This window comes from Sporomusa aerivorans (genome assembly GCF_041428895.1).
GTDB classification, from domain to species: Bacteria; Bacillota; Negativicutes; order Sporomusales; family Sporomusaceae; genus Sporomusa; species Sporomusa aerivorans.
In genome coordinates this window covers 1,436,768-1,459,223 of the sequence record NZ_CP156926.1, presented here as the reverse complement: position 1 = coordinate 1,459,223, position 22,456 = coordinate 1,436,768, and the positions used below count along the sequence as shown (strand labels likewise).

Genomic DNA, 22,456 nt, shown 5'->3' with positions numbered 1-22,456 from the left:
AAGCCGCTACCATAATCATTGCATATTTTGGTGTCCATTCCATTAAGATCATGTTATTTTTAGATAAAAATTAGGCCGCAGTAAAATTAACAACCGTTTTACTTAAAAATAACCTTATTCATTATCATGATTCCGTATAATTAAATTGCTAGGGAAAAACCGTCTTCTACGGCTATGCCCTTGACTAACCAATAGGAGGATATCAATGACCCAAACCGTCAATAATATCCTTTTCGCCATTTCCGACACCGGCGGCGGTCACCGCAGCGCCGCAACCGCAATAGCTGCGGCCTTGAACAACTGCAACCATATTCACTGCACTCTTGCCGACCTGCTCAAAGCCACCGGCTTTCCCGGTCTAAGAAAAGCGCCGGAGATTTATGACTATTGCTCCCGCAAGCAGCTCTGGCTGAATAATCTCTTCTTTGAGCAAACCAACAGTGTAAAAAGAATGAACCTGCTGACCAGATTTGTCTATCAGCAGGCTGCGCCGCAGTTCGAATGCGAGCTTAACCGCAGCAGGCCCGACTTTTTGCTGGCCGCTCACCCCCTGGTCATTGGCCTGTTGGTCGCCAGCCGCAAGGCTACCCGTGCCTCCTGGCCAATTTTCACAGTCGTAACCGATCTGGCCACCCTTCACGCCTCCTGGGCAACGCCGGGAGCCGACTTGTACCTGGTACCGACCGAAGAAGCCTTTACGGCGCTCGTCCGGCACGGCATCGCCGCCAGTCAGATTATCCTCACCGGCTTTCCCGTTCATCCCAAATTCAGTTGTCCTTCGTCATCCCGCCAAAAAATTCGTAGCGAGTTAGGCCTGGACCCGGAACGTTTTTCCGTTCTTCTGACAGGCGGCGGTGTCGGCGCCGGCGGCATGTCCGATTGGGTTAGGGAGTTTTTGAAAGACTGTCCGGATAAACAACTCATGGTGGTCACCGGGCGGAACCAAGCCCTCTATAACCAGTTGCAGGCTTCGAAGAGCCGCTTTGACCACCTTTACATCTACGGCTTTGTTGATAATATGGAAGCCCTGATGGCGGCCAGCGATGTCATCATTAGCAAGGCGGGTCCCGGCACCATCATGGAAGCAGTGGCAATGCGCCGCCCGCTCATCATTACCGAGGCTGTCGGCATTCAGGAAACCGGCAACATTGACTTCGTCGTGAACAACCGGCTGGGTTACTTTTGCCGCGATCCCCGCCAGGGCTGCCGCATCGTCAATGATCTTGCCGCCAACGGCTTTGCCTCTGCAGCTGGCAAGTTACCCCCGGATAACGGCTCCGCCCGCATTGCCGGCATGATTTGCCAGCAGCTTCCTGCCAGTACGGACCAGAAGAAAAGTATTGAACCACCTGCTGCCGGCTTCTACCGCGGAGCCTAGCAACTGCTCTTTTCACAGTGTAGCTAAGGATCGCAGACAGTACAATATCCTACTGCCATAATACCTGGCACACATGTAAAATAGCCCTAGCTTACTGCTTTTGAGTAAGTTAGGGCTATTTTCTCCCCCCCCCCTGCTACCCTGGCAATTGTCATTATCAGCAGCAATGCTGATGATGGCTACAGGCGGCTACTGCCGGCATGAAGCCAGCGCCAGCCTGACACTATCTCCCTGCTTTCCTTATTATTATACTACTGACCGGCATTACGATTGCCGATGTGCGTCGCACAGGTCCGTAAGCTATGCCTGGATAAAGATTATAATATACCTTCTTCTGGCAAATACTATCGAAGAGACCGCAGATCCCAGAGGAGCTTACAATGGAAAACAACCTCTTTTCCCGTTGGTTGAAACTCGCCAGGCAAGTCATGGTATATCAACCGCCAGCCAATCCCAGCCGCTTTGTTCTGGCCGAGACAAAGGAAGACAATCTGCAACTACCGTCCGAAGCAGGGGAGGGCTCTGGCCAGGCAATGGATCAGTTGCAGACGTTGCTTCGTTATGCCGATCGGTTGGTCACCGTCATGGAAGATCTTCGGAAATACCTGCGGAACGGCGGCACCGCCGGAGAGTTATCTAATATTAAAGCCAAATACGCCGCATTAAAAGCTCAGCAGTCCGAGCTTGACCCGTTATTACTAGGTTATTATGCCGATAACGAAACAATCGGCCACCGGCCGGTTAGCGCCGCCCTTGAAGAAAACCACAGAAACATTGAAACTATATATGAACTGCCGCTAAACAAAGGACTCATCATTCGTCCGTTCAACCTCCCCGCCCGGCCGCCAGCGAAAGCGCTGCTTGTATACCTAGATGGACTTTGTGACAAAAAAACGGTTAGCCGTACCGTACTTGAACCTTTGATGCGAAACAGCCTGGATTGCGGGCTATCTTCGTCCCAGGACTTGCTAAGCTGTGTCATTGATCGTTACCTCCCGGCAGGCGGGGCACAGCGTGCTTTGGACTTTACTGCTATCCAGGATGGCATCAACAGTGGGGATGCGGCGTTATTTATTGACGGTATTGCTGAAGCCGTGCTCGTTGAAGCCAAAGGTCCCGAACACAGGGCGGTTGAACGGCCGCTAACCGAGCAATCGGTGCGCGGTGCTCAAAACAGTTTCACCGAAATACTCAATATTAATTTGGCCTTGATTCGCAGCAGTGCAAAAATCAGCGATCTAATTACTGAAACCATGACGGTCGGAACCCGAAGCCGCACTAAATGTGCTGTCATCTACATCAAATCATTAACCAACCGGGACTTGGTGGAAGAGGTAAAACGGCGGATTAGCGGCATCCAAACGGATTTCATCAGTAACATCGGCGAACTTGAGGACTTCATTGTTGACTCGCCGTTTCATCCCTATCCCCAAACGCTGTCTACCGAGCGCCCCGACAGAGTCTACGCCCATCTTGCTGAGGGGCGAGTGGCAATTCTACTTGACGGCTCCCCTTTCGCCCTTGTTGCTCCGATAGAACTGTTCACGCTGCTTCATACCTCCGAGGATTTTGCATTGTCTTTTCTGTATAGTGCATTCTTGCGGATAATCAGGATCGTAGGAATGTTAGTCTCTGCGCTACTGCCTGCCATCTATATTGCTATCAGCGTATTTCATCCTGAGACATTGCCCACCGAGCTGCTGCAGGCAATCTCCACCGCTAGGCAGCAGGTTCCGTTTCCGACCATAGTGGAAATCATACTAATGGAACTTTCTTTTGAACTCGTCCGGGAAGGAGGAATCCGGATTCCCGGTTTTCTCGGGCCGACGATCGGGATCGTGGGAGCGGTCATTCTGGGCCAGGCCGGAGTAATGGCCAAAATTGTCAGCCCAATTATGGTAATAATCATTGCGGTCACTGGCTTGGCATCCTATACCGTCCCCGACTTTCGCCTCGCTAACGCGTTGCGTTTCACCCGGTTCGCTTTTTTATTAGTGGGGGCAACCCTTGGTCTTGTCGGCGTGGCTTCCGGTATGATCCTGTGGCTGGCTACGCTTACCAATCTGAAATCTTTCGGAGTCGCCTATCTTGTCCCGGTAACCCCGCGAACCGTTTTCGGCGTTGATGTAGTCGTGCGCTGGCCGGCGTTTAGTCGTGACAGACGCCCGGATTACCTTGGGACAAAAGACCCAACACGTCAGCCCAAAATAAGCCGGTCCTGGATCAGAAACCAGCCAGAAAGGGGCGAATGAAAATGAGTTACCGTCCCGGACAGGCAGGACTGGCTGAAGGAGTAGCATTTGCGTTTATCGCCACCGTACCGCGCATATTCCTTACCACTCCGGCAATTACCACAGGACAATCGGGCGAATTGAGCTGGGCAGTCCCGCTCATCAATGGCGTCTGTTCCATGATAATGTTCTTCCTAATTCTTTATGTGGCAGAACGGGTACCCGGAGACCTACTTGCCGTTTGCCGACAGTTATTGGGCAACCCGTTCGCATGGCTGACGGGGCTTTTCTACATAGCGCTGTTTTGGGGAAACTCGATTCTTCTCTTACGACAATACACTGAGAACACCTTGGTCACGGCCTTGCCTTATGTTGACTTTCATATTGTCATTGCCTGGTACTCTTTTGTAATCGGTTTTTTCATTTTTACAGGACACAGCACCATCATTCGGGTGAGCTACCTTGTCCTGCCCTGGCTACTGGCAAGTATCCTGGCTGTCTTCGCCCTATTGGCTTCAAAATATAATGTCTATAACCTGATTCCATGGCAGGGTAATGGATTAATCAATGGATTAAAACTCGGCATTATGGTAGCCGGATATGATATCTCTGTTTTTGCTCTTATCATTATGGCGCCGTCTTTCCAAAACCACCGAACGGTACGGGCGGCAGGTATCTATGGCCTGAGTCTTTCAGTCATGTTAAAAACACTGATCACATTGGTCTATTTATTAGTATTTGGCACGGAAGTAGGCATGGAAAAGACCTTACCCTTTTTTGAAATGTCCAGACTCATCTATATCAGCAGATTCGTCCAGCATGTTGAAGCCTTGCTGATCGCTCTGTGGGTTGTCACTGGCCTGTTAGCCATCACGGCCAATTTATATGTAGTGGTATATTTAATGTCCAGGCTTTTGAATCTGCCAGCCATCAGACCCATTGCACCGCTGATTACCGTAATAACAGCCTGTTTAGCCATGCTGCCGAAAAATTTCGACGACGTCGTCGTATTGGATGGTTCGTTTAATCTTGTTTCCGGAGCCGGCCTTTATTTCATTCCGGTTATACTCACATTGACTACACTGCTTAAGTTGAGGAAAAAACAATGTGGCTGAATCCGACTCGTCTTATAGTCATATTCCTATCTGCCGCCAGTTTGTTGTCTGCCGGGTGCAGCGGCACCCGTGAACTGGACGAGACAGCCTTCGTGCTTGCCCTAGGCCTGGATGCCGCCGAAGGAAACCAGTTGAAAATAAGCTATCAAATCGGCACAACCACCTCCGACTCTGCTGACGCATCGTCTGGTGGCCAGCAATCCAGCTTTCCGGCCACAGTAATTTCCATTACCGCCCCCTCCCTCAGCGAGGGAAGAAATCTGCTTGGTTCGATAGTTGCACCGGCCCCCAACTTGTCTCATATGAAGCTGCTGGTCGTCAGCGAGGAATTGGCCCGCAAAGGACTAAAGGATACACTGGCTACCTTCATGCGCTTCCGAGAGGTCCGTGGCTCAGTGTATATCGTCATTGTCGGCGGAACGGCCAGAGATTTCTTGGTCAACAATAACCCCCTGTTCTCTATTACCCCGGCTAAATATTATGAGCTAATGATGAAAACTGCCGCTGAAACCAGCTATTATCCACGTACCCAAATACATGATTTTTATCAACAGCTGAAGAATCACAGCGCACAGCCTTATGCCGCCTATGCCGCCTTGAATCCCAAGACAGGTGAAGGAACACCCGGGGTAAAACTGCCCGGCGAAAAAATGGCAGAACATAAGGCCGGGGATATTCCTCGTCAGGGTGGGAATGCTCTTGAGTTTGCCGGCGCGGCGGTCTTTCGAGGCGACAAAATGGTTGGCGTACTCACCGACCATGAAGCCAGGGCGCTAGCCATCCTTGTCAACAAATATCCCCGTGGCTTCGTTACCGTGTCCGATCCGCTAGAGCCGGAAGCAATTGTTAACCTAATCGTAGGTATAGCGCAAAAACCGGAAATAACCGCTGAAATGAAGGCGGGGCGACCGGTCTTTCGCATCAGCATAAAACTGGAGGGGGAAATCGTTGCTATTGCCAGTGGCATCAACTATGAACACGGTGAATACCGGAGGTTGCTGGAGCAGCAAATTTCCAAGGTATACCGCGAAGAGATTGAGAAGTATTTCCAGGTGACACAGGCGTTAAACAGCGACGCTGCCGGACTGGGCTATCGTTTGCGCTCTTTCTTTGTAACCAAACCCGAATTTACCGATTTCAACTGGAATGAAAAGTATCGCGAAGCCGACATCCATGTCGACGTAAAAACCGAACTGCGTCGTAGCGGTTTAATGCAGCGGACTTCGCCGGTTGTAAATTAAAGGAGCTAGCATGGATTTTCTGTTTGTAATCGCCACCATTCTCACCGGCTTTTACGCAGCAACCTTTGCTTACTGGCTGAAACAGCATGGCAACAGTATTGGGGCCTGGGGAGTCTGGACACTTGTCTTATTGGGATTAGCCGTTTCAATTTACCCCTTGGTCAGGTTTTAGATCACGAAAAGAACCTTAGACTGCCCTAAAACCATTCGGACGCAGGGACGACGGTTCTGTTCCATAAAAAATCCTCAAGACGCGATACTATCATCCCTGTAGCTGCGCCTAATTGCCAGGAGATCACTCCCCACTAAACGTCAAGAAGCCTCAATCCCGGATTCTACCAGGATTGAGGCTCATCCTTTATTCAGCATCACCCAATTTTCTCCGCCAACAGACCGGGCCAGCAAAGATAAAACCCGGTATGGGTATCTTACCCATTATACACCTCCGCCAATCTATAGTAAGTAAAATAATAACTATTGCCGTTCAATAAATATCTATCCCCTTATGATATTATTACACTAATGGACTCAGGTGATGATAGCAGATCTCCAAAGGAGTACCAGCAACAAATAAAGAAATATTTTTTGTTGCGAGGCTTCCGAAAGTGTGTACTTTACACTGCTGTTTTCCGTTATTTTGTACTAGAGTATATACAGGGAGGGGATTTATATGAAATCGAATGAAATCAAGCTGCAGGATATATTAAAAAAGCGCGGCATTGCCGGGGAAAAGGTTGACACTCTTTCCGAAGTTGATATTCCGGAAGCGAAAGACAGCACAAAAAAGCTGATGGATATTTATTATACCTTAAAAGTTACCGCCGATATGGAAGCGGCCTATTGGTATAATCGAATCTGGTGGGAAAATGACGGCGAAATTCTTGAAGTAAGAAGAGCCAAGGCGGTAGCCGCAGCTTTATCGCATATGACGCCGACTATTTTGCCTTATGAGAAGCTGGTAATGAACAAAACCAGAAACGTCAGAGGCGCCTTTCCCTTTCCCTGGGTGTGCGCAAGCTTTTTTAACGCCCAGGCGGAAGCTTTAATGCAGGAAGTGGATGCCCCCGCGGAAAGCGAAGCGGATTCCGTAAGTATGGTCGGCGCCGGGGGCGGCAACGTAACGGAAAGTTACGGCAATATCATTTCCATAGCTAAAAAGTTTGGCATGCGTAAAGAAGAAATTCCTGTTTTAGTGAAAACGTCCAAACCCTGGCAGGGAATTTCCATCGAAGAATTAAGCGATAAGTATTCACGGCTGACGCCTGGCTATGATCAGTTCAAACGTATTATGGACAGCGTCATCTGTATGTTTGATTCTTTCGCCATTCCGCAGGGGCGGGAAGTAATAAACTATTATCTTCCTCTGCAATACGGCTTTGACCGGATCATCGCAATGTGCGATGAAAAAATTGCCGAAGTCATGGGTGAGGCCGGCGATGACGGCGATTTCGGCATGAGCCGCGGCTACTACTATGCCGCAATGAAAGAAATTACCAAGGGACTCAGCGCCTGGTGCGAAAATTATGCAAGACAGGCGAAATACTTGGCTTCCATTGAGTCTGATGCCGCATTGAAAACTAACTACGAAAAAATCGCCGAGGTCATGGGTAATATCGCCCATAAGAAACCGGCGAGCTTCCGGGAAGCGATCCAGCTGACACTTTGCTGCCATTTAGGGGTCGTGAATGAAGATCCTCAGTCCGGCCTTTCCATTGGCAGACTGGGTCAGGTACTGCAGCCTTACTACGAGAAAGACATTGCCGACGGCGTAATGACCGACGAAGAAGTGATTGAACTTCTGGAATTATACAGAATCAAGATTACCTGTATTGAATGTTTTGCCTCAGCCGGTGTATCCGGCGGCGTTTTGTCCGGGAATACCTTTAATAATCTTTCGTTAGGCGGACAAAATTATGATGGCCTTACAGCCGTTACGCCGCTGGAATATTTAATTATTGAAGCCGGTATGCGCAATCAAACTCCGCAGCCGACACTGAGCGTACTGTATGATGAAAAGACTCCGGAAGATTTCCTCATGAAAGCCGCAGCCTGTACGAAACTGGGGCTTGGCTATCCGGCCTGGATGAATAACCAGACCGGAATGAACTTCATGCTGCAAAATTACGGGCCGGAAGGCATGGATATCCATGATGCCAGGGCCTGGTGCCTTGGCGGTTGTCTGGAATCAGCCCCCGGCTGTTTTTTGCCGCTTGATTACAATGGCAAACAAACTATGATTCCGGGCGGAGCATCACCTACCTGCGGTACCGGGGTCCATTTCATCGCTATGCCGAAAGTGCTGGAACTTGTTTTGACGAACGGACTGGACAACCGGACCGGCAAACAGGTATTTCCCTCTCACAACAAGAAGCTGGCTTCCTACGAGACACTGCTTGCGCAGTGGCAAGAATACATGGAATTGACCACGGAAGTTGTCAACCGCTGCAATAATATCCAGATGGATATCTGGCGTAAATACAACATGCCTGCCGTTAACTCCCTGCTGAAACCTGATTGTTTCACCAAAGGCAAACACATCGGCACAATGGGCGCACGCTATAACGCCTGTATCAATTTTGAATCCTGCGGGACGATTACGTTTGTCAATTCGCTGGCTTCCATCAGAAAAAACGTATTTGACGACCAAAAATATACGCTGGCGGAGATGACTGAGGCAATGCTTAATAACTTCGGCTTCAAGACGGCTTATGAAACAAGCGTATTCTCGCCTGATTTCCGGGAAAGTACGGCAAGCAGTCCTCAGTATGAACAGATTTTTGCAGCCTGTCTCAATGCGCCGAAGTACGGCAACGCCGATAAGTATGCGGATGAGATTTTTAAAGCCTACCACAGCTATATGTATGAGATGACTCATAGCTATCGTTCCTATTACGGGAAACCGCTCTATTTGTGTCAGATCTCGGTATCGACGCACGGGCCGCAGGGTTTTGTGACCTTGGCGACGGCGGACGGCAGACTGGCAGGCACAACGTATTCAGACGGTTCGGTATCGGCGGCGGCTGGCACCGACAAGAACGGCATTTATGCCATATTTGAATCGGCGACCGTGTATGATCATTCCCTCCATCAGAATTCGCAAATGAATTTAAAGCTTCATCCATCGGCGGTCAGGGGCATTAGCGGAACAAGAAAGCTGCTTGACGTCGTCCGCGCCTATATGCGGAAGGGTGGTTTCCATGTTCAGTTTAATGTTGTCGATAGCAAAACATTAAAGGATGCCCAGCTTACGCCGGAGAAATACCGGGACCTTATGGTGCGGGTAGCCGGCTTCACCCAATATTGGTGCGAGATCGGCAAACCCATCCAGGACGAAGTTATTTATAGGACAGAATATGATGAGGCGTAACAGAAAAAAGTACTGGAGGAAATCACGATGAGGCATTATGAGTGCAAAAATTATATCCATCTGGACTGTGAAAAAGGAATGTGTGCATTAAGCAAGGGTTTGGTACCGATTGACGGTGAAGGCAGTCAGGCTTGCCCCAGCTTCAGACAGACCGAAAAATGCGGCAACTGTAAAAATTTCATCAATCCGGATAAATACGGAGTCGGAACCTGTACGGGCCTGGAAAAAGAAAATTGGGCCTATGCTACCTGCGGTGCGTTCACCTGTGCCGGCTATATAGCTATATAAGGTGAGCATATGACCAACACAGGATTGTTATTCGACATCCAAAGTTTTTCAGTCCATGACGGCCCAGGCTGCAGAACCAGTGTGTTCTTGGCAGGCTGTCCGCTTGAGTGCAAATGGTGCGCTAATCCGGAAAGCTGGCTGAAAAAGAAACATATCCTGTTTGCCGAAGCTGTATGCAAATGGGAAAAAGGCTGCCGGGCATGCAAAAATGCCTGCCCGCACAACGCTGTCGCCTTTGCAGCGAACGGCAAACCCGGCATCAGCCGGGAAATCTGCAATGAGTGCACAACTTTTGACTGTACTGCAGTTTGTCCTAATCAGGCCCTTAAACAATGTGTCAAAGAATATCCGGTCGATGAACTAGTCGCTATTCTCAGGCGTGATTTCAATAACTGGGGCTCCGCAGGCGGCGTGACATTTTCAGGCGGCGAGCCACTACTTCAGCACGAATTTCTGGCAGAAGTATTGAAAAAATGTCATGCCCTGCAAATTCACACCGCCATTGAAACCAGTGCTTATGCACAGCAGGCAGTGTTTTTGGAAATCATGAAGCATATAGATTTTGCCTTCATTGATATCAAGAACATGGATAGGGAAAAACACAAGGCAGGAACCGGCATCGATAACGATTTAATACTGTCCAATATTGCAGCGCTGGCAAAATCCGGTTGGAGCGGCAGGCTTGTGTTAAGGCAACCCACTATATCCGGGTATAATGACAGTGATGAAAATGCGCACAAATTAATTGAGTTTATGAATAATAATTTACTCTATGAGATTAATCTTTTAAAATTCCACAGGCTCGGGTTGACCAAATGGAACCAGTTGGGAAAAAGCTATGAATACAGGGAACGCGGTCAGGTGGATGACGAAAAAATGGAACATCTGCAAACGTTATATTTGGATAATGATATAGCCTGCTACATTGGTGATAATACCCCTTTCTGACGGTTGCCAGTGCTACGTTTTTAAAATAGTAATTACAGTATTGTAATTGCTATTTTTCCTTATTTCTCTGTATAATATAGCTATATACAACGCATTAAAGTCTTGCAGGCGGGAATCACTCCCCGCCTGCGTCTGCAAATTACTTACCGCGGAATAGAGAAATTACTAGAAGGATTCAGTGTGTATATGGAACTGGGCGATCTGTACATATATAAATTTATAAAAGAATATTTGGATGAAATCGCGATTGTACATTATAAAAAAGGACAATACATAGCCTATTCTGATGAAAATCTAACAGAAATCTTTTACGTATTGGACGGGATTGTCAGAGTGGAATGTGTTACCGCCTATGGCAAAACTTTTTTGGTGGACGAGCTTGCCAAGAATGAGTTTGTAGGAAGATTCAGTTATATGTACGAACAAAATCTATTTTGCGATATCAAAGCTATAAATAATGTTTCACTCCTGAAAATAAACAAGGATACTTTTGACAAATTGCAGAAAAACCCTGAATTCCTCAAGGTTTTCTTATACAAAATCAGTAACAGGATATATTGTATGTATAAAAAACTGATAATGAAAAATCTGTTTGATGCGGAAGAAATATTTGCTTATTATTTGGTGAAAAATTCGGCAGGCGACGTTTTTAATTTTAAAAGTACAAACGAATTATGCAATATTTTTTCCATGAGCAGAAAAGGTTTGTACAATGTAATTAATAAACTCATAAAGAAAGCTGCTATAAAAAAAGAAAAAGCGTCCATTATTATCACCGACAGAGACCAGTTGCTGAAACTTTCGGTACATGTCAGAGAATTTAATGTGACAAACGGCAGCAATATTAAGTTTGATATTTAGATCTTTTTATCGGCTGTATTCCCGCTTTTGCATAAACGCCAAATGACACAGACTTTCCGCCTGTAAAGCAGCGCCTGTTTGAGGCTGGAAGTTTAAAGTACATTCATAGGTAGAACAAATCCAAAAAACATAAGAACCCGCAAAATTTTGCGGGTTCTTATGCATTCAGCCTACATACCAGGACGAATATTTCTTTCACTTGCTGGCCCGGGAAAAAACGGCCGCATGTTTTCTTAATTTAGGCAAAACAGGCAACACAATAACTGTCGCCAAACCGATCTGAACGAGAGACCAGGGATGGGACGTCAGCGGGGCCAGGACATACGCCATTATGGTCTGTTTTTTTTCGCAGATAGCACCGACTGTATACCCCATGAGACCGGCAATGACCAGCGTAAAAGGCGCCCATAAAAACAAGCCGCCCACCACATCAAACAGAGCCATGCCGATTCCTCCCGCCAAAGCGCCAAACCTGCGTCCGTAAAGAATGGCGATAATAAAGGCTTTTATTACTCAATAGGAACAAGCTCAGCCTGGAAGTGGCGGAGGATGGGTGGCTCCCAGGCAATCTTATACCCATGTTTAATCTCATGCGCCCTTTCTTTGATAGCAATAAGAGCGTCAGCCATAATATCGAAATGACTCTGCGTATACACACGGCGGGGAATAGCCAGGCGGGTAAACTCGAAATCAGCCTGGAGCTGTTTTTTGGTATCAGGGTCATTGCCTAACATATAGGAGCCAATATCGCAGGTCCGAATGCCTGCTTCCTTGTATAATTCAATAGCAAGCACTTGCCCCGGAAACTCATAATAAGGCAGTTGCGGAAACATGGCCTTGGCATCGACAAAAACACCGTGGCCGCCAACCGGCGCCTGGTAGGCGATACCGGCATCATCCAAACGGGACGCCAGGTACTCCATTTGCCCGATACGGTAGCGCAGGTAATTCTCATCGAGTCCTTCATAAAGGCCAATGGCTAACGCCTCAAGATCCCGGCCGGAAAGACCGCCATAGGTTGTAAAGCCTTCATAGGAGATACACCGGGCCTTGATTGGCAGAATCAGCGGAGAATCGGCATCTTTAACACCGATTAGCCCCCCCATATTCACTACAGTGTCTTTCTTGGCGGACATAGTAAACATATCGCCACAGTCAAATATTGCCCGGATAATTTCCTTAATCGATTTATCCTTAAACTCTTCCTCGCGAAGTTTGATAAAGTATGCATTTTCCGCATAGCGGGCAGCATCAATGTTCAAGGGTATATTATACTTTTTACAAACAGCGGCCACAGCGCGAAGGTTCTGTACTGATACAGGCTGACCGCCGGCCGAGTTATTGGTGATGGTCATAACTACCAGCCCAACATTCTCAGCCCCCTGCGCCAGAATAATCTTTTCCAGTTTTTCAACATCCATATTTCCTTTGAATGGCGCTCTCACACCAGGGTCTTTTGCGTCTTCAACGACGCAATCAATAGCGCGTGCACCGCAAAGTTCCACATGGGCTCTGGTTGTATCAAAGAACATATTGGAAATGGAAATTTTACCAGGTCCAAGCACTGTGCCAAAGAGAACTTTTTCCGCCGCACGCCCCTGATGAACCGGCTGAATGTAGCCGTAATTGAAAATATCTTTACCGGCTTCAATCAGTTTATAATAACTGGCTGAACCGGCATAGGCCTCATCTCCTCGCATAATACCGGCCCACATCTGGTCAGACATGGCGTTGGTTCCGGAATCAGTCAGAAGATCGATATACACATCCTGACCGGCAAGATTAAACAGATTGTATTTTGCCTCTTTAATTTTCTGTTCTCTTTCACTTCGGGTAAGCATTTTGATTGGTTCCACCATTTTAATTCGAAACGGCTCAGGAACGTACTTAACTGCCATAATAAATTCCTCCTGGTATAGAAAAATATAACGCTATAACTTATATCTTTGCATTTATCATGCCAAGTAATAAAGTACGCCTAATCGCCGTTTCCAATGATGCTGATAAGTTTAGTTGATAAATTTTCTTATCAATACGAAAAGAAAATTTATCACACCAACCTGAATATGCGCCTATTTATCCCCGTTGCACCACACGCAATCATTTTATAAGAGTTTTACTAAATCTTATACTCATGGATTTTGTTCAAAATAGTAGTATTGGAAACACCTAAGACTTGTCCGGCCAACCTGGAGGAAGGATATTTTTTTAAAACCCGGGTAATCACTTCTTTTTCAACACTGGCAACAATATCTTTGAGCCGTGGCCACTCGCCTGTAAGCGGAATTTCCACCTGTAGTGTTTGTGGTTTTCTGGAGATATTGCCGATAGTCTTTGCGGCAACGTTATCGGTTATGTCTGTCCAGGCCCAAAGATGCTCAGGCCTGATCTCCGTGCTATCAATCAAATTGATCAGGCGTTCCAGAGTATTTTCCAACTGCCGTACATTGCCTGGCCATTTCTGCGCTACCAAAAGTTCGACACTTTCCTTGGCCAGATAAACCTCGGCTTTATTAATCCTGTTACAGATTTTTCGAATTAGATGCTGAGCCAATAAAGGAATATCTTCTTTTCTCTCCCTCAGCGGCAAAATCGTCAGCGGAATAACATTCAGCCTATAATACAAATCTTCCCGGAATTCCCCGCTCTGAATCATTTGTTCCAGATTGCGGTGCGTAGCTGCAATAACACGTACATCCACAGCAACCGCTTTAGTCCCTCCCACTCTGCGGACCGTTCCGTCCTGCAGAACACGCAGTAAACGAACTTGCAGCCGCGGCGATACATCACCAATTTCATCCAAAAACAAGGTGCCGCCGTTAGCCTGTTCAAACAGGCCTTTCTTACCTCCTTTAGCCGCACCGGTAAAAGCCCCCTCTTCATAACCAAACAGTTCGCTTTCCAGCAACGTTTCCGTTAAAGCTGCGCAATTTATTGGAATAAAAGGCTTTCTGCACCTGGCGCTTGCCTCATGAATAGCAGTTGCAAACAATTCTTTACCGGTGCCGCTTTCCCCGCGCAACAAAATGGTGGAGGAATGTCTGGCTACGGCGCGGGCAGCTGCAATAAGCTGCGCCATAGGCTGACTTTGCTGCACAATATCGGCGAAAGTTAACCGCTGCAATTTATCTGCCCGCAGTATTACTTTTTCAATCTGCTGAAAGTCCTGGATCGTAGAAACAGCCCCGATGATTTGCTCTTGATCGTTTTTGACCGGTACGCTGCTGGATAAAAACTGCAATGCTCTCCCTTTCCTCTTTACCGTCCACTCCTTCAATCTATATTCATTGCCCGACTGCAAGGTTGCAAGAACAGGGGAATCCTCGCCCACTAAAGCTTCTACTTTTACCCCTATGGCTTTATCTAAGCGACAATGCAGTAGTTTGCAGGCAAATTCATTAATATGTGATATTATGCCGTCCTTGTCAATGGCCAGAACACCTTCACTAACGGAATTGAGAATGGTCCGCAGTTCAATTTCTTTTTCTTGATAAGGCATTTGGGTACGGAATTCGACAGCCGTAATATTTTCTATCTTTCTGAGATCAGCCACTAAACTGTGAACCTGCTCCTCGCCAGCGCATTGAAACTGAATGACCATGCCATGCTTTGGAATTACCTCCATGGCAATTTTATTAATGTTATTTTTATCGGTGACTTTGAAAATTTCATAGCCTAACCCAGGACAATCCACAAAATCAATTTGAATAATATATTGTTGCACCTTCTACCCCGCCTTCCCTGTAATAGGTATACCAATCAGCATATCATGAACAAATGCTCAAGGCTTGATTACCCGGCAATTTGCTTACTTCCCCAGCGGCTGCAGTAAATCCTTTGCCAGATTCTCCAGCCCGGGCAGCCTTACAAGCCGCATTTAACGCCTGTCAGTTTGTTTGACGGAAACAGCATTTACCATTTCTGCTATTTTCCGCGCCATCGCCCTGCAACATTAATTACGTTCGATCTCGTTGCTGCTGCGGATATATTTTGCTACTTTGTATCACGCTAATAGAGAAGTCATTACATGGAGGCAAGAAAATATGGAAGACAGGTTTGCACGGGGCGTTGTTGCAGGTCTTATTGGTGGAATTATAGCCGTTGTATATAGTTTTATTGCCGGCTTTATGGGCTTTACAACCCTGCGCATAGCCGATTGGGTTGCCATCTTTATTTTCGCCCATACCCCGCCCTTTAGCGTTAGCGAGATGGTTTACGCGACTTTGGGCCAGCTGGCCATGGCATGCGCTTTGGGGAGCATTTTTGCCTTCTGGATACCGCAAGTGACCAGCCGGAATCTCTTGTTCAAAGGATGGTTCTTTTCCATAAGCATCTGGTTCTTGCTATACGCAATCACAACGCTGTTTAGTCTGCAAGGAACTGTTCCGACACCTTTCAAGACGGCAGTCTCCAACTTTGTCGGCGCGACCATTTTTGGTCTGGTTCAAGCCTATGCCCTGCAGGCGCTCACCCCACAGGAGAATACCGTTTTTATGAAAACATCTATAGCGCCGGCCATGAAACCTCTGGAAGCTGAAAACGAACAGGAAGATACCGTTAATTCCAACAGGAATCCGCAGGGAGGTTAACGCATGGAAGACAGGTTGACACGAGGTTATATTGCGGGCCTTATTGGCGGCATCATCACTAATGCCTTTAGTCTGTTCGCCGGGTTTATGGGCTGGACTACAATACGGACAGTTGATTTGATAGCGCTTGTCGTGTATGCCCACACGCCGCCCTTTACCTTCGAGGAACTTGCCTTTGCCTTGCTGGGCCATATAAATATCTCCGGGGCGCTGGGCGTAGGCTTCGCCTATTTAGTACCGCGAATTGCCAATAGCAACCTGGGATTAAAAGGGATTGTATTTTCAATTGTAATTTGGTACATCACTTATTCCATTGCTACGCTCTTCACACTGCCTGGTACAATCCCGACACCTTTCAATACAGCGGTAACTGACGGTATCTCCGCTATCCTATTCGGCCTGAGTCTGGCTGCCGCCCTCCAGGCGCTTACGCCTAAGGAACTCACCGCGGGAAAGGCACTGGCGCCGGCAATGAAGCCCCTTGATAGTTCCAGCGAAGAAAATCAGAGTTAAAGTAATAAAAGGCCCTAGGATCGTTCTAAACTATTCTTTATCTAATGCGTAAGCTTATGAATCTCTTCTCTGTCATAATATAAATCCAAATATAAATAGCCTGATATAGTCAAAAGCTATGTCAGGCTATTTATATTACCGCCTGATCAGCATAAAGCAGGATAATAAAGCCAAGAGGCGGAAGAAAAAACAATCTGAATTATAGAATTGAACAGGTGGAAAAAATGGGATATAGTTTAAAGCTGCCGCAAACTGAACTTATGTTTAAAAAACCGCTCCCCGCAGCAACACTGGTAATGACTGCCGGCGGTAGACCGCCGGAAAGCGAATGGTTCTTGCAGCTGGCAAACGGGTTGCCGCTATGGTGTATCGACAGTGGTATTCATATTTGCCGCCAGGCCGGCCTAACACCTGATCGGATTATCGGGGACGGTGACAGCGCCAGCCCGGAAGCGTGGGCCTGGGGAAAAAGTCTGGGCGTTCCGGTAGAGGTTTATCCTAAAGATAAGGATTATACCGATTTTCAGCTTGCTTTATACCGAGCCAAAGAAATGCACGGTACGGCTACAGCCATTGTCTCCGGTATCTGGGGCGGGCGGTTTGACCATGCTTTTAGCAACATACAGTCGTTAGCCGGCTGGGAAGCACTCGGCATCAAAGGTATTGCCGCCGATGAGTCGGAAGTATTGTTTTTCTTGTCAGACCAGGATACTGTAAGGATAAAAGCCGAGGTAATGCCTGATATCATATCCCTGCTTTCCTTATCAGACTGCTGCTCGGATGTTACAATCGCCGGCGTGCGCTGGCCTTTACAAAAAGCCCAGCTCCAACGCAGCCTGCCCTACGCAATTAGTAATCAGCCTTTGGCTGATTGCCGGGAAGTATCCGTGTCAGTGACGAAAGGCTTACTGGCAGTTTATTTGCAATGGTACCGCGATAAGGCGCCTGTGGGCTAACGGGACCGAGGGTACGTCATTTAATCTATATGTAAATGGTTCTCCAGCGTCATCATAAGGAACCCGCAAAAAGCGGCATTGTCTACTTGCAGCGAAGGATGGACTGCTTGTTTCATCTGCATGATTTGCTCCCGAAAGGCTCTGTAAAATTCAAAGGTTGGCTGGGAATGATATTGGAGTCCTGTCAATTCAAAATACTCTATTATTCGTTTGGCTGTGGTCGGTTTGATAAAAACTTCCACACCTGGCCGGTAATATATAGCATGAACTGTGAGTAACGGCCATTTTGCCAGCCTATACTCCTGAAGCAGACCTGTCATTAACTCAAAACCAAATGCCTGATTGCCATGCAAAAATTCCTTCAGACCATGGGTCAGATGCTGTTTCTCACTGTCGCTCAAGGCTTTCAGTAAATCTCTAAATTTTGGCTTTTCAAACAGCGAGATCAAAGAGGATTGGCTGACAATCTTCCCCATGGAATCGATGATACTGCCAACACTTTCAAACTGCTCAACCCCGAAGCTGCCCTGGGCCATTTGCTTCATTTTCTCCACTTTGTGCTTTTTCGCCAGGCCGAGCAGCTGCGGATGTGAAAATCCCCCGGGAAATCGCCTGATAAAAATCTCTTCGGCCTTTTTAAGCTTTGCTTGGTTCACAACCTCATCCCCTCTGTAAGTATAGTATACTTATCTGTAGAAAAGTTAGTAATTCTCCCCTAATACAAATTTCGAACCTATATATTTTCAAACATATTAAAGTCATTTCCTGGTTTCTTAAGATATCTGCAAACCATATACCGGATTTTATAAATATTTATCACAAAACCATAAAACTCCTACTAAATTCATACAAAATTTAGGCTGACACCAAACCTGTCCTCTGCCGGACGCCGGGGTGATGCTAACCATTATATCTGTATTCTTGAGCAGGCGAGCTATTAGCTGCCTGTTTTTTTCTTTTCAGGCCATTATTTTGCACTTTTTGGCGCTTGTTTGCAGTTGCAGTTGTTAACAGAGTCAAAAAACCTGCAGAAACAGCCGCCTCCAGCCTCCGCGATTCGTCCTGCCAAATGGCATGGAATATGCATAACAGTATAGCAGCCAGTAACAATCTGCATATAACACAAGGGAATCTGGATTTCAACGGAGGAAACAACGATAATGGAACATTCTTTTGTCACAAGCTCTACAGGCAAACTGGAAAAAGTACTGTTATGCCCGCCGGTAAATATTTCACTCGAACCCATTGATTATATATCCAATCGCTGGGCCGCCGCCGGCGCTCAGGCCAACCGGGATGCCTGCTTAAAGGAGCATGCCTCGCTTGTTCAGGCCTACCGCGCAAACGGGGTGGAGGTTATAATGGCCGAGCCTGCCGCCGGTCTGACGAATCAAGTCTACTCCCGCGATTTCGGGGCTTGCATCAAAGAAGGCTATATACTGGGCAATTTTCGCGAACCTGTCCGGCAGGGCGAATCTCACTGTTACCTGTTACCAGCAGGAAATGGAGAAGTTGCGGATTCCTTGCATAGCCCGCTGTACCGAAGGCTATTTTGAAAGAGGTGATTTTTGGTTTTTGGATGAGTATACCCTGGTGGTAGGTCTGGTTCAGCGGACCGATCAGGCAGGATTTTACAGCATTGTTAGCCAATTGGAAAAGTTAGGTTATATATTGATACCGGTACCCTGTCCGCAAGACAACCTGCATTTAGATATGTGCTTTAATATTGCGGCGGAAAAAGTAGCCGTAGTGTGTCCGGAGGCATTGCCGGAACCATTTCTGCAGAATTTAAAAAAACGAAAATTTATTTTAATTGAGGTAAGCCAGGCAGACGTATTTCACCATCATTGCAATATCCAGGCCCTGGGTAATGGCAAAGTTCTCTCGTTTCACAACAACAAAATGGTTAACCGCCAGCTTAGCGCACTGGGCCTTGACATTGTTACCGTTGACCTGTATGAGATGCTTAAGTGCGGCGGTGGCCCGCATTGCATGACTTTTCCCCTGAAAAGAGCATAGCCCATAGCCGGTTATGATTACACTTGTAAAATTCCTGATTAACTAAGCAAACTGGGGGATTACATAATGACAAATGGTGAAAAGATCAAAGCCTTGGCGCTGGAATTGACGAAAACCCCAAGCATTGTCGGCACAAGCGGCGAAGCAATCATTGCCCAGGAAATATATACATACTTTGCCAATCTCGATTATTTCAGGCAGCATCCGGATCAGCTGCAGCTGTTGCCGGTACCCGGTGATGCCTTGGGCCGCTGCACGGTTTTGGCTTATATTGAAGGCGGACAAAAGCCGGCAGAAGCACAGGCCAAAACCAAAACCGTTCTTTGTCTCGGACATGTAGACACTGCCGGCATCGAGGATTTTGGCGATTTGAGCGCCTATGCAGCAAGCCCGGAAGAACTGCGGGAAAAATTGCGTTCTATCCAGTTTTCCGAGAATACCAGGCAGGAAATTGATTCGCCCGACTGGATTATGGGGCGCGGCATTTTTGATATGAAGACAGGGGTTGCCGCCCTGATGGTTATGATCGCCGAGTTTGCGCAGAGCGCCGGACAATTGGCCGGCAATCTTGCCTTTATCGGTGTTCCGGATGAAGAAGGCAGTTCGGCGGGAATGCTCTCAGCCGCTCTTTACTTAGATCAGTTGTCCCGGGAAAAGGGCTGGGATTTCATTGCCGCCGTCGATACCGACTATATGACAGACCGCTTCCCTGGCGATGAAAATAAGTATGTGTATATCGGTACTGTCGGCAAGCTGCTGCCGAGCTTTTACATATACGGCGAGGAGACGCACGTGGGCGAAGCCTTTAACGGTCTTGACGCCAACCTGCTTTCCGCTGAAATCCTGCGCCACATCGACCTGAATACGGAGCTTAGCGATATTGCGGACGGGGAGGTGACGCAACCGCCTGTTTGCCTTAAGCAGCGCGATTTGAAAAAGGAATATACCGTACAAACCGCCAACGCCGTAGCCTTATACTTTAACCATGCCACGCACAGCAGCCTGCCTGCCGCCGTATTGGCAAAATACAAGCAAAAAGCTGAAGCAGCCTTTACAACCGTTATCCGGCGCCTTAATAAAGAATATGAGAGTTTTTGTCGTCTGAGCGGCATTCCGCACCGGCAGTTGCCCTGGCAGGCCCAAGTGCTTACTTACGACGAATTATACCAGGCGGTAAGAAAAGAGACCGGCGACAAAATCGATTCGTTAATTGCGAATCTTGTCCAGGACTTGCTTGGAAAAAAAGCGGATGACCGGGAAATCTCCCTGGCCATTGTCGAGCAGGTACACAAACTGTATTCCAATCAAAATTCCAAGGTCATCCTCTATTTCTCGCCCCCCTACTACCCGCACGCATTCGTTACCGGTCAGACCGAAAAGGAAAAACGGCTGTTAGACATCATCGGGAAAGTCGTAAAAGAGGCGCAAGCCGCTTATCAATATAATATCATGACTAAAAAATTCTACCCGTATATTTCTGATTTGAGTTATTGCAGCCTGTCCCATAACGAGGAGGTTATTGACACCCTCACTGCCAATATGCCGGCCTGGTCCCGCAGTTATAGCCTGCCGCTGCAGGCCATCCAGAACCTCAATATGCCGGTAGTCAATATCGGGCCTTACGGCAAGGATGCCCACAAACTGTCCGAGCGCCTGAGCTGCCGGTATTCACTTGACGCCATGCCGTTTATTTTGGCAAGAACACTTACAGAGCTGCTCAAATAATAAAAATTATAGGAGAGAGAGAATATGGCCAGATCTGAGGATATTATCAAAAGGACAGAGTTATTGGGAGCCCCTAACTATCACCCGCTGCCTATTGTCATAACCAAGGCCGAGGGGGTCTGGGTACAAGATCCTGAAGGCAACCGCTATATGGATATGCTTAGCTCCTACTCCGCCCTCAACCAGGGGCACAGACACCCTAAAATTATCAAGGCGCTCAAAGACCAGGCTGACAAAGTGACTTTGACATCCAGGGCCTTTTATAACGACCAGCTGTGCGAGTTCTTTGACCACCTGGCCAAATTAACCCGCAAGCCCATGTTCCTGCCGATGAATACAGGCGCTGAAGCGGTAGAAACGGCCATCAAAGCAGTCCGCCGCTGGGCGTACCGGCGAAAAGGCGTACCCGAAAACCAGGCCGAAATTATCGTATGTTCCGGTAATTTTCACGGCCGGACGGTAACCATTACCTCCTTTTCTTCCGACTCTGAGTATCAGGCTGGCTTCGGCCCCTTTACTCCTGGCTTTATTACCATTCCCTACGGGGATATCACGGCGCTGAAAACAGCAATTACGGCCAACACGGCTGCCTTTCTGGTCGAACCCATTCAAGGCGAGGCCGGGATCGTTATCCCGCCGGATGGCTATCTCCGCGCCGCCTATGAAGTATGCCAGGCCAATAAAGTATTGTTTGTCGCCGATGAGATTCAGACCGGGTTCGGGCGGACGGGAAAACTGTTCGCTTGTGACTGGGAAGGAGTAACGCCGGACATGTATGTCTTAGGCAAAGCCTTAGGAGGAGGCGTTCTGCCGATTTCGGCCATAGCCGCCGATACAAGCATTCTGGAGCTGTTCAACCCCGGTTCCCATGGCTCTACCTTTGGCGGCAATCCCCTGGCCTGTGCGGTGGCGGTAGCCGCCCTGGAGGTACTGGCGGAAGAAAACCTTGTAGAAAACTCGCTTAACCTGGGACAATATTTTCTTGATAAACTCCGACAGTTGGGCAACCCCGTAATCCGCGAAGCCCGCGGCCGGGGCCTGTTCATCGGTCTGGAACTTACTGTCCCGGCGCGGTCCTATTGTGAAAAGCTGAAAGACAGGGGCCTGCTTTGTAAGGAAACGCACCGGAACATTATCCGCTTTGCACCGGCGCTCACTATCACCCGCGACGAGATAGACTGGGCCTATGAACAGATAGCGCAGTGCTTTGCCTAACATGCCAATA

At 47.7% G+C, this 22,456-nt stretch carries 20 protein-coding genes and 1 pseudogene; 16 read left to right on the top strand and 5 right to left on the bottom strand.

Going from position 1 to position 22,456, the window contains the following annotated elements; all coding sequences use genetic code 11:
* Positions 1-205: 205 nt before the first annotated feature.
* From SATMO3_RS06600 to SATMO3_RS06560, 9 genes are all read left to right on the top strand, one after another.
* Positions 206-1,378, top strand: coding sequence for a glycosyltransferase (locus tag SATMO3_RS06600; RefSeq protein WP_371379194.1), 1,173 nt, complete (start codon positions 206-208; stop codon positions 1,376-1,378).
* A 380-nt stretch (positions 1,379-1,758) separates the two neighbouring features.
* Entirely contained in the window at positions 1,759-3,630 is a 1,872-nt protein-coding gene (locus tag SATMO3_RS06595; RefSeq protein WP_371379191.1) for a spore germination protein, read from the top strand.
* Positions 3,631-3,632: 2 nt separating this feature from the next.
* Positions 3,633-4,724 carry a GerAB/ArcD/ProY family transporter gene (locus tag SATMO3_RS06590; RefSeq protein ID WP_371379189.1) on the top strand — a complete coding sequence of 364 codons (1,092 nt, stop codon included), beginning with the start codon at positions 3,633-3,635 and terminating at the stop codon, positions 4,722-4,724.
* Positions 4,715-5,965, top strand: coding sequence for a Ger(x)C family spore germination protein (locus tag SATMO3_RS06585; protein ID WP_371379186.1), 1,251 nt, complete (start codon positions 4,715-4,717; stop codon positions 5,963-5,965). Before SATMO3_RS06590 ends, SATMO3_RS06585 begins: the two co-directional genes overlap by 10 nt.
* A gap of 10 nt (positions 5,966-5,975) precedes the next feature.
* Positions 5,976-6,137 carry a hypothetical protein gene (locus SATMO3_RS06580; RefSeq protein ID WP_371379183.1) on the top strand — a complete coding sequence of 54 codons (162 nt, stop codon included), beginning with the start codon at positions 5,976-5,978 and terminating at the stop codon, positions 6,135-6,137.
* Positions 6,138-6,635: 498 nt separating this feature from the next.
* On the top strand, positions 6,636-9,332 hold the full coding sequence (hpdB, locus tag SATMO3_RS06575) for a 4-hydroxyphenylacetate decarboxylase large subunit (RefSeq protein WP_371379179.1): 2,697 nt from the start codon (positions 6,636-6,638) through the stop codon (positions 9,330-9,332).
* A 27-nt stretch (positions 9,333-9,359) separates the two neighbouring features.
* On the top strand, positions 9,360-9,620 hold the full coding sequence (hpdC, locus tag SATMO3_RS06570) for a 4-hydroxyphenylacetate decarboxylase small subunit (protein ID WP_371379176.1): 261 nt from the start codon (positions 9,360-9,362) through the stop codon (positions 9,618-9,620).
* A 9-nt stretch (positions 9,621-9,629) separates the two neighbouring features.
* Positions 9,630-10,568 (top strand): 4-hydroxyphenylacetate decarboxylase activase, encoded by a 939-nt coding sequence (hpdA, locus tag SATMO3_RS06565; RefSeq protein ID WP_371379173.1) that lies wholly within the window; start codon positions 9,630-9,632, stop codon positions 10,566-10,568.
* A gap of 186 nt (positions 10,569-10,754) precedes the next feature.
* Positions 10,755-11,429 (top strand): Crp/Fnr family transcriptional regulator, encoded by a 675-nt coding sequence (locus SATMO3_RS06560; protein ID WP_371381676.1) that lies wholly within the window; start codon positions 10,755-10,757, stop codon positions 11,427-11,429.
* Between the two features lie 195 nt (positions 11,430-11,624).
* Here SATMO3_RS06560 and SATMO3_RS06555 read toward each other — a convergent pair whose 3' ends face one another.
* The 4 genes and pseudogenes from SATMO3_RS06555 to SATMO3_RS06540 form a co-directional block, all read right to left on the bottom strand.
* A complete protein-coding gene (locus SATMO3_RS06555) occupies positions 11,625-11,918 on the bottom strand; it encodes an ECF transporter S component (protein WP_371381675.1) in 294 nt (97 codons plus the stop codon).
* A gap of 20 nt (positions 11,919-11,938) precedes the next feature.
* Positions 11,939-13,327, bottom strand: a complete 1,389-nt coding sequence (locus tag SATMO3_RS06550; RefSeq protein ID WP_371379170.1) for a tryptophanase — start codon at positions 13,325-13,327, stop codon at positions 11,939-11,941.
* Between the two features lie 221 nt (positions 13,328-13,548).
* Positions 13,549-15,153 (bottom strand): sigma 54-interacting transcriptional regulator, encoded by a 1,605-nt coding sequence (locus SATMO3_RS06545; RefSeq protein ID WP_371379168.1) that lies wholly within the window; start codon positions 15,151-15,153, stop codon positions 13,549-13,551.
* Positions 15,154-15,196: 43 nt separating this feature from the next.
* Positions 15,197-15,301, bottom strand: a pseudogene (locus SATMO3_RS06540) (hypothetical protein); the annotation flags it as partial.
* A gap of 171 nt (positions 15,302-15,472) precedes the next feature.
* On the opposite strand from SATMO3_RS06540, the gene SATMO3_RS06535 reads away from it, so the two are divergent.
* From SATMO3_RS06535 to SATMO3_RS06525, 3 genes are all read left to right on the top strand, one after another.
* Entirely contained in the window at positions 15,473-16,018 is a 546-nt protein-coding gene (locus SATMO3_RS06535; protein WP_371379165.1) for a hypothetical protein, read from the top strand.
* A gap of 3 nt (positions 16,019-16,021) precedes the next feature.
* Positions 16,022-16,531 carry a hypothetical protein gene (locus SATMO3_RS06530; RefSeq protein WP_371379162.1) on the top strand — a complete coding sequence of 170 codons (510 nt, stop codon included), beginning with the start codon at positions 16,022-16,024 and terminating at the stop codon, positions 16,529-16,531.
* A gap of 224 nt (positions 16,532-16,755) precedes the next feature.
* On the top strand, positions 16,756-17,487 hold the full coding sequence (locus tag SATMO3_RS06525; protein ID WP_371379160.1) for a thiamine diphosphokinase: 732 nt from the start codon (positions 16,756-16,758) through the stop codon (positions 17,485-17,487).
* A gap of 20 nt (positions 17,488-17,507) precedes the next feature.
* On the opposite strand, the gene SATMO3_RS06520 is transcribed toward SATMO3_RS06525, so the two are convergent.
* Positions 17,508-18,143, bottom strand: coding sequence for a hypothetical protein (locus SATMO3_RS06520; protein WP_371379158.1), 636 nt, complete (start codon positions 18,141-18,143; stop codon positions 17,508-17,510).
* Between the two features lie 504 nt (positions 18,144-18,647).
* Here SATMO3_RS06520 and SATMO3_RS06515 point away from each other — a divergent pair.
* The 4 genes from SATMO3_RS06515 to SATMO3_RS06500 all read left to right on the top strand — a co-directional run bounded on the left by SATMO3_RS06515 (position 18,648) and on the right by SATMO3_RS06500 (position 22,446).
* Entirely contained in the window at positions 18,648-19,043 is a 396-nt protein-coding gene (locus SATMO3_RS06515) for an arginine deiminase-related protein (RefSeq protein WP_371379156.1), read from the top strand.
* A complete protein-coding gene (locus SATMO3_RS06510; RefSeq protein WP_371379153.1) occupies positions 18,991-19,506 on the top strand; it encodes a dimethylarginine dimethylaminohydrolase family protein in 516 nt (171 codons plus the stop codon). Before SATMO3_RS06515 ends, SATMO3_RS06510 begins: the two co-directional genes overlap by 53 nt.
* A gap of 66 nt (positions 19,507-19,572) precedes the next feature.
* Positions 19,573-21,231, top strand: a complete 1,659-nt coding sequence (locus SATMO3_RS06505) for a M20/M25/M40 family metallo-hydrolase (protein WP_371379150.1) — start codon at positions 19,573-19,575, stop codon at positions 21,229-21,231.
* Between the two features lie 24 nt (positions 21,232-21,255).
* On the top strand, positions 21,256-22,446 hold the full coding sequence (locus SATMO3_RS06500; protein WP_371379148.1) for an ornithine--oxo-acid transaminase: 1,191 nt from the start codon (positions 21,256-21,258) through the stop codon (positions 22,444-22,446).
* Positions 22,447-22,456: the final 10 nt, after the last annotated feature.

Coding starts and splice junctions, on each gene's coding strand:
- SATMO3_RS06590 (WP_371379189.1), top strand. CDS start 3,633: ATGAGTTACCGTCCCGGACAGGCAGGACTGGCTGAAGGAGTAGCATTT.
- hpdB (WP_371379179.1), top strand. CDS start 6,636: ATGAAATCGAATGAAATCAAGCTGCAGGATATATTAAAAAAGCGCGGC.
- SATMO3_RS06510 (WP_371379153.1), top strand. CDS start 18,991: ATGGAGAAGTTGCGGATTCCTTGCATAGCCCGCTGTACCGAAGGCTAT.
- SATMO3_RS06560 (WP_371381676.1), top strand. CDS start 10,755: ATGGAACTGGGCGATCTGTACATATATAAATTTATAAAAGAATATTTG.
- hpdC (WP_371379176.1), top strand. CDS start 9,360: ATGAGGCATTATGAGTGCAAAAATTATATCCATCTGGACTGTGAAAAA.
- SATMO3_RS06530 (WP_371379162.1), top strand. CDS start 16,022: ATGGAAGACAGGTTGACACGAGGTTATATTGCGGGCCTTATTGGCGGC.
- SATMO3_RS06595 (WP_371379191.1), top strand. CDS start 1,759: ATGGAAAACAACCTCTTTTCCCGTTGGTTGAAACTCGCCAGGCAAGTC.
- SATMO3_RS06600 (WP_371379194.1), top strand. CDS start 206: ATGACCCAAACCGTCAATAATATCCTTTTCGCCATTTCCGACACCGGC.
- SATMO3_RS06585 (WP_371379186.1), top strand. CDS start 4,715: ATGTGGCTGAATCCGACTCGTCTTATAGTCATATTCCTATCTGCCGCC.
- SATMO3_RS06500 (WP_371379148.1), top strand. CDS start 21,256: ATGGCCAGATCTGAGGATATTATCAAAAGGACAGAGTTATTGGGAGCC.
- SATMO3_RS06525 (WP_371379160.1), top strand. CDS start 16,756: ATGGGATATAGTTTAAAGCTGCCGCAAACTGAACTTATGTTTAAAAAA.
- hpdA (WP_371379173.1), top strand. CDS start 9,630: ATGACCAACACAGGATTGTTATTCGACATCCAAAGTTTTTCAGTCCAT.
- SATMO3_RS06580 (WP_371379183.1), top strand. CDS start 5,976: ATGGATTTTCTGTTTGTAATCGCCACCATTCTCACCGGCTTTTACGCA.
- SATMO3_RS06515 (WP_371379156.1), top strand. CDS start 18,648: ATGGAACATTCTTTTGTCACAAGCTCTACAGGCAAACTGGAAAAAGTA.
- SATMO3_RS06550 (WP_371379170.1), bottom strand. CDS start 13,327: ATGGCAGTTAAGTACGTTCCTGAGCCGTTTCGAATTAAAATGGTGGAA.
- SATMO3_RS06505 (WP_371379150.1), top strand. CDS start 19,573: ATGACAAATGGTGAAAAGATCAAAGCCTTGGCGCTGGAATTGACGAAA.
- SATMO3_RS06535 (WP_371379165.1), top strand. CDS start 15,473: ATGGAAGACAGGTTTGCACGGGGCGTTGTTGCAGGTCTTATTGGTGGA.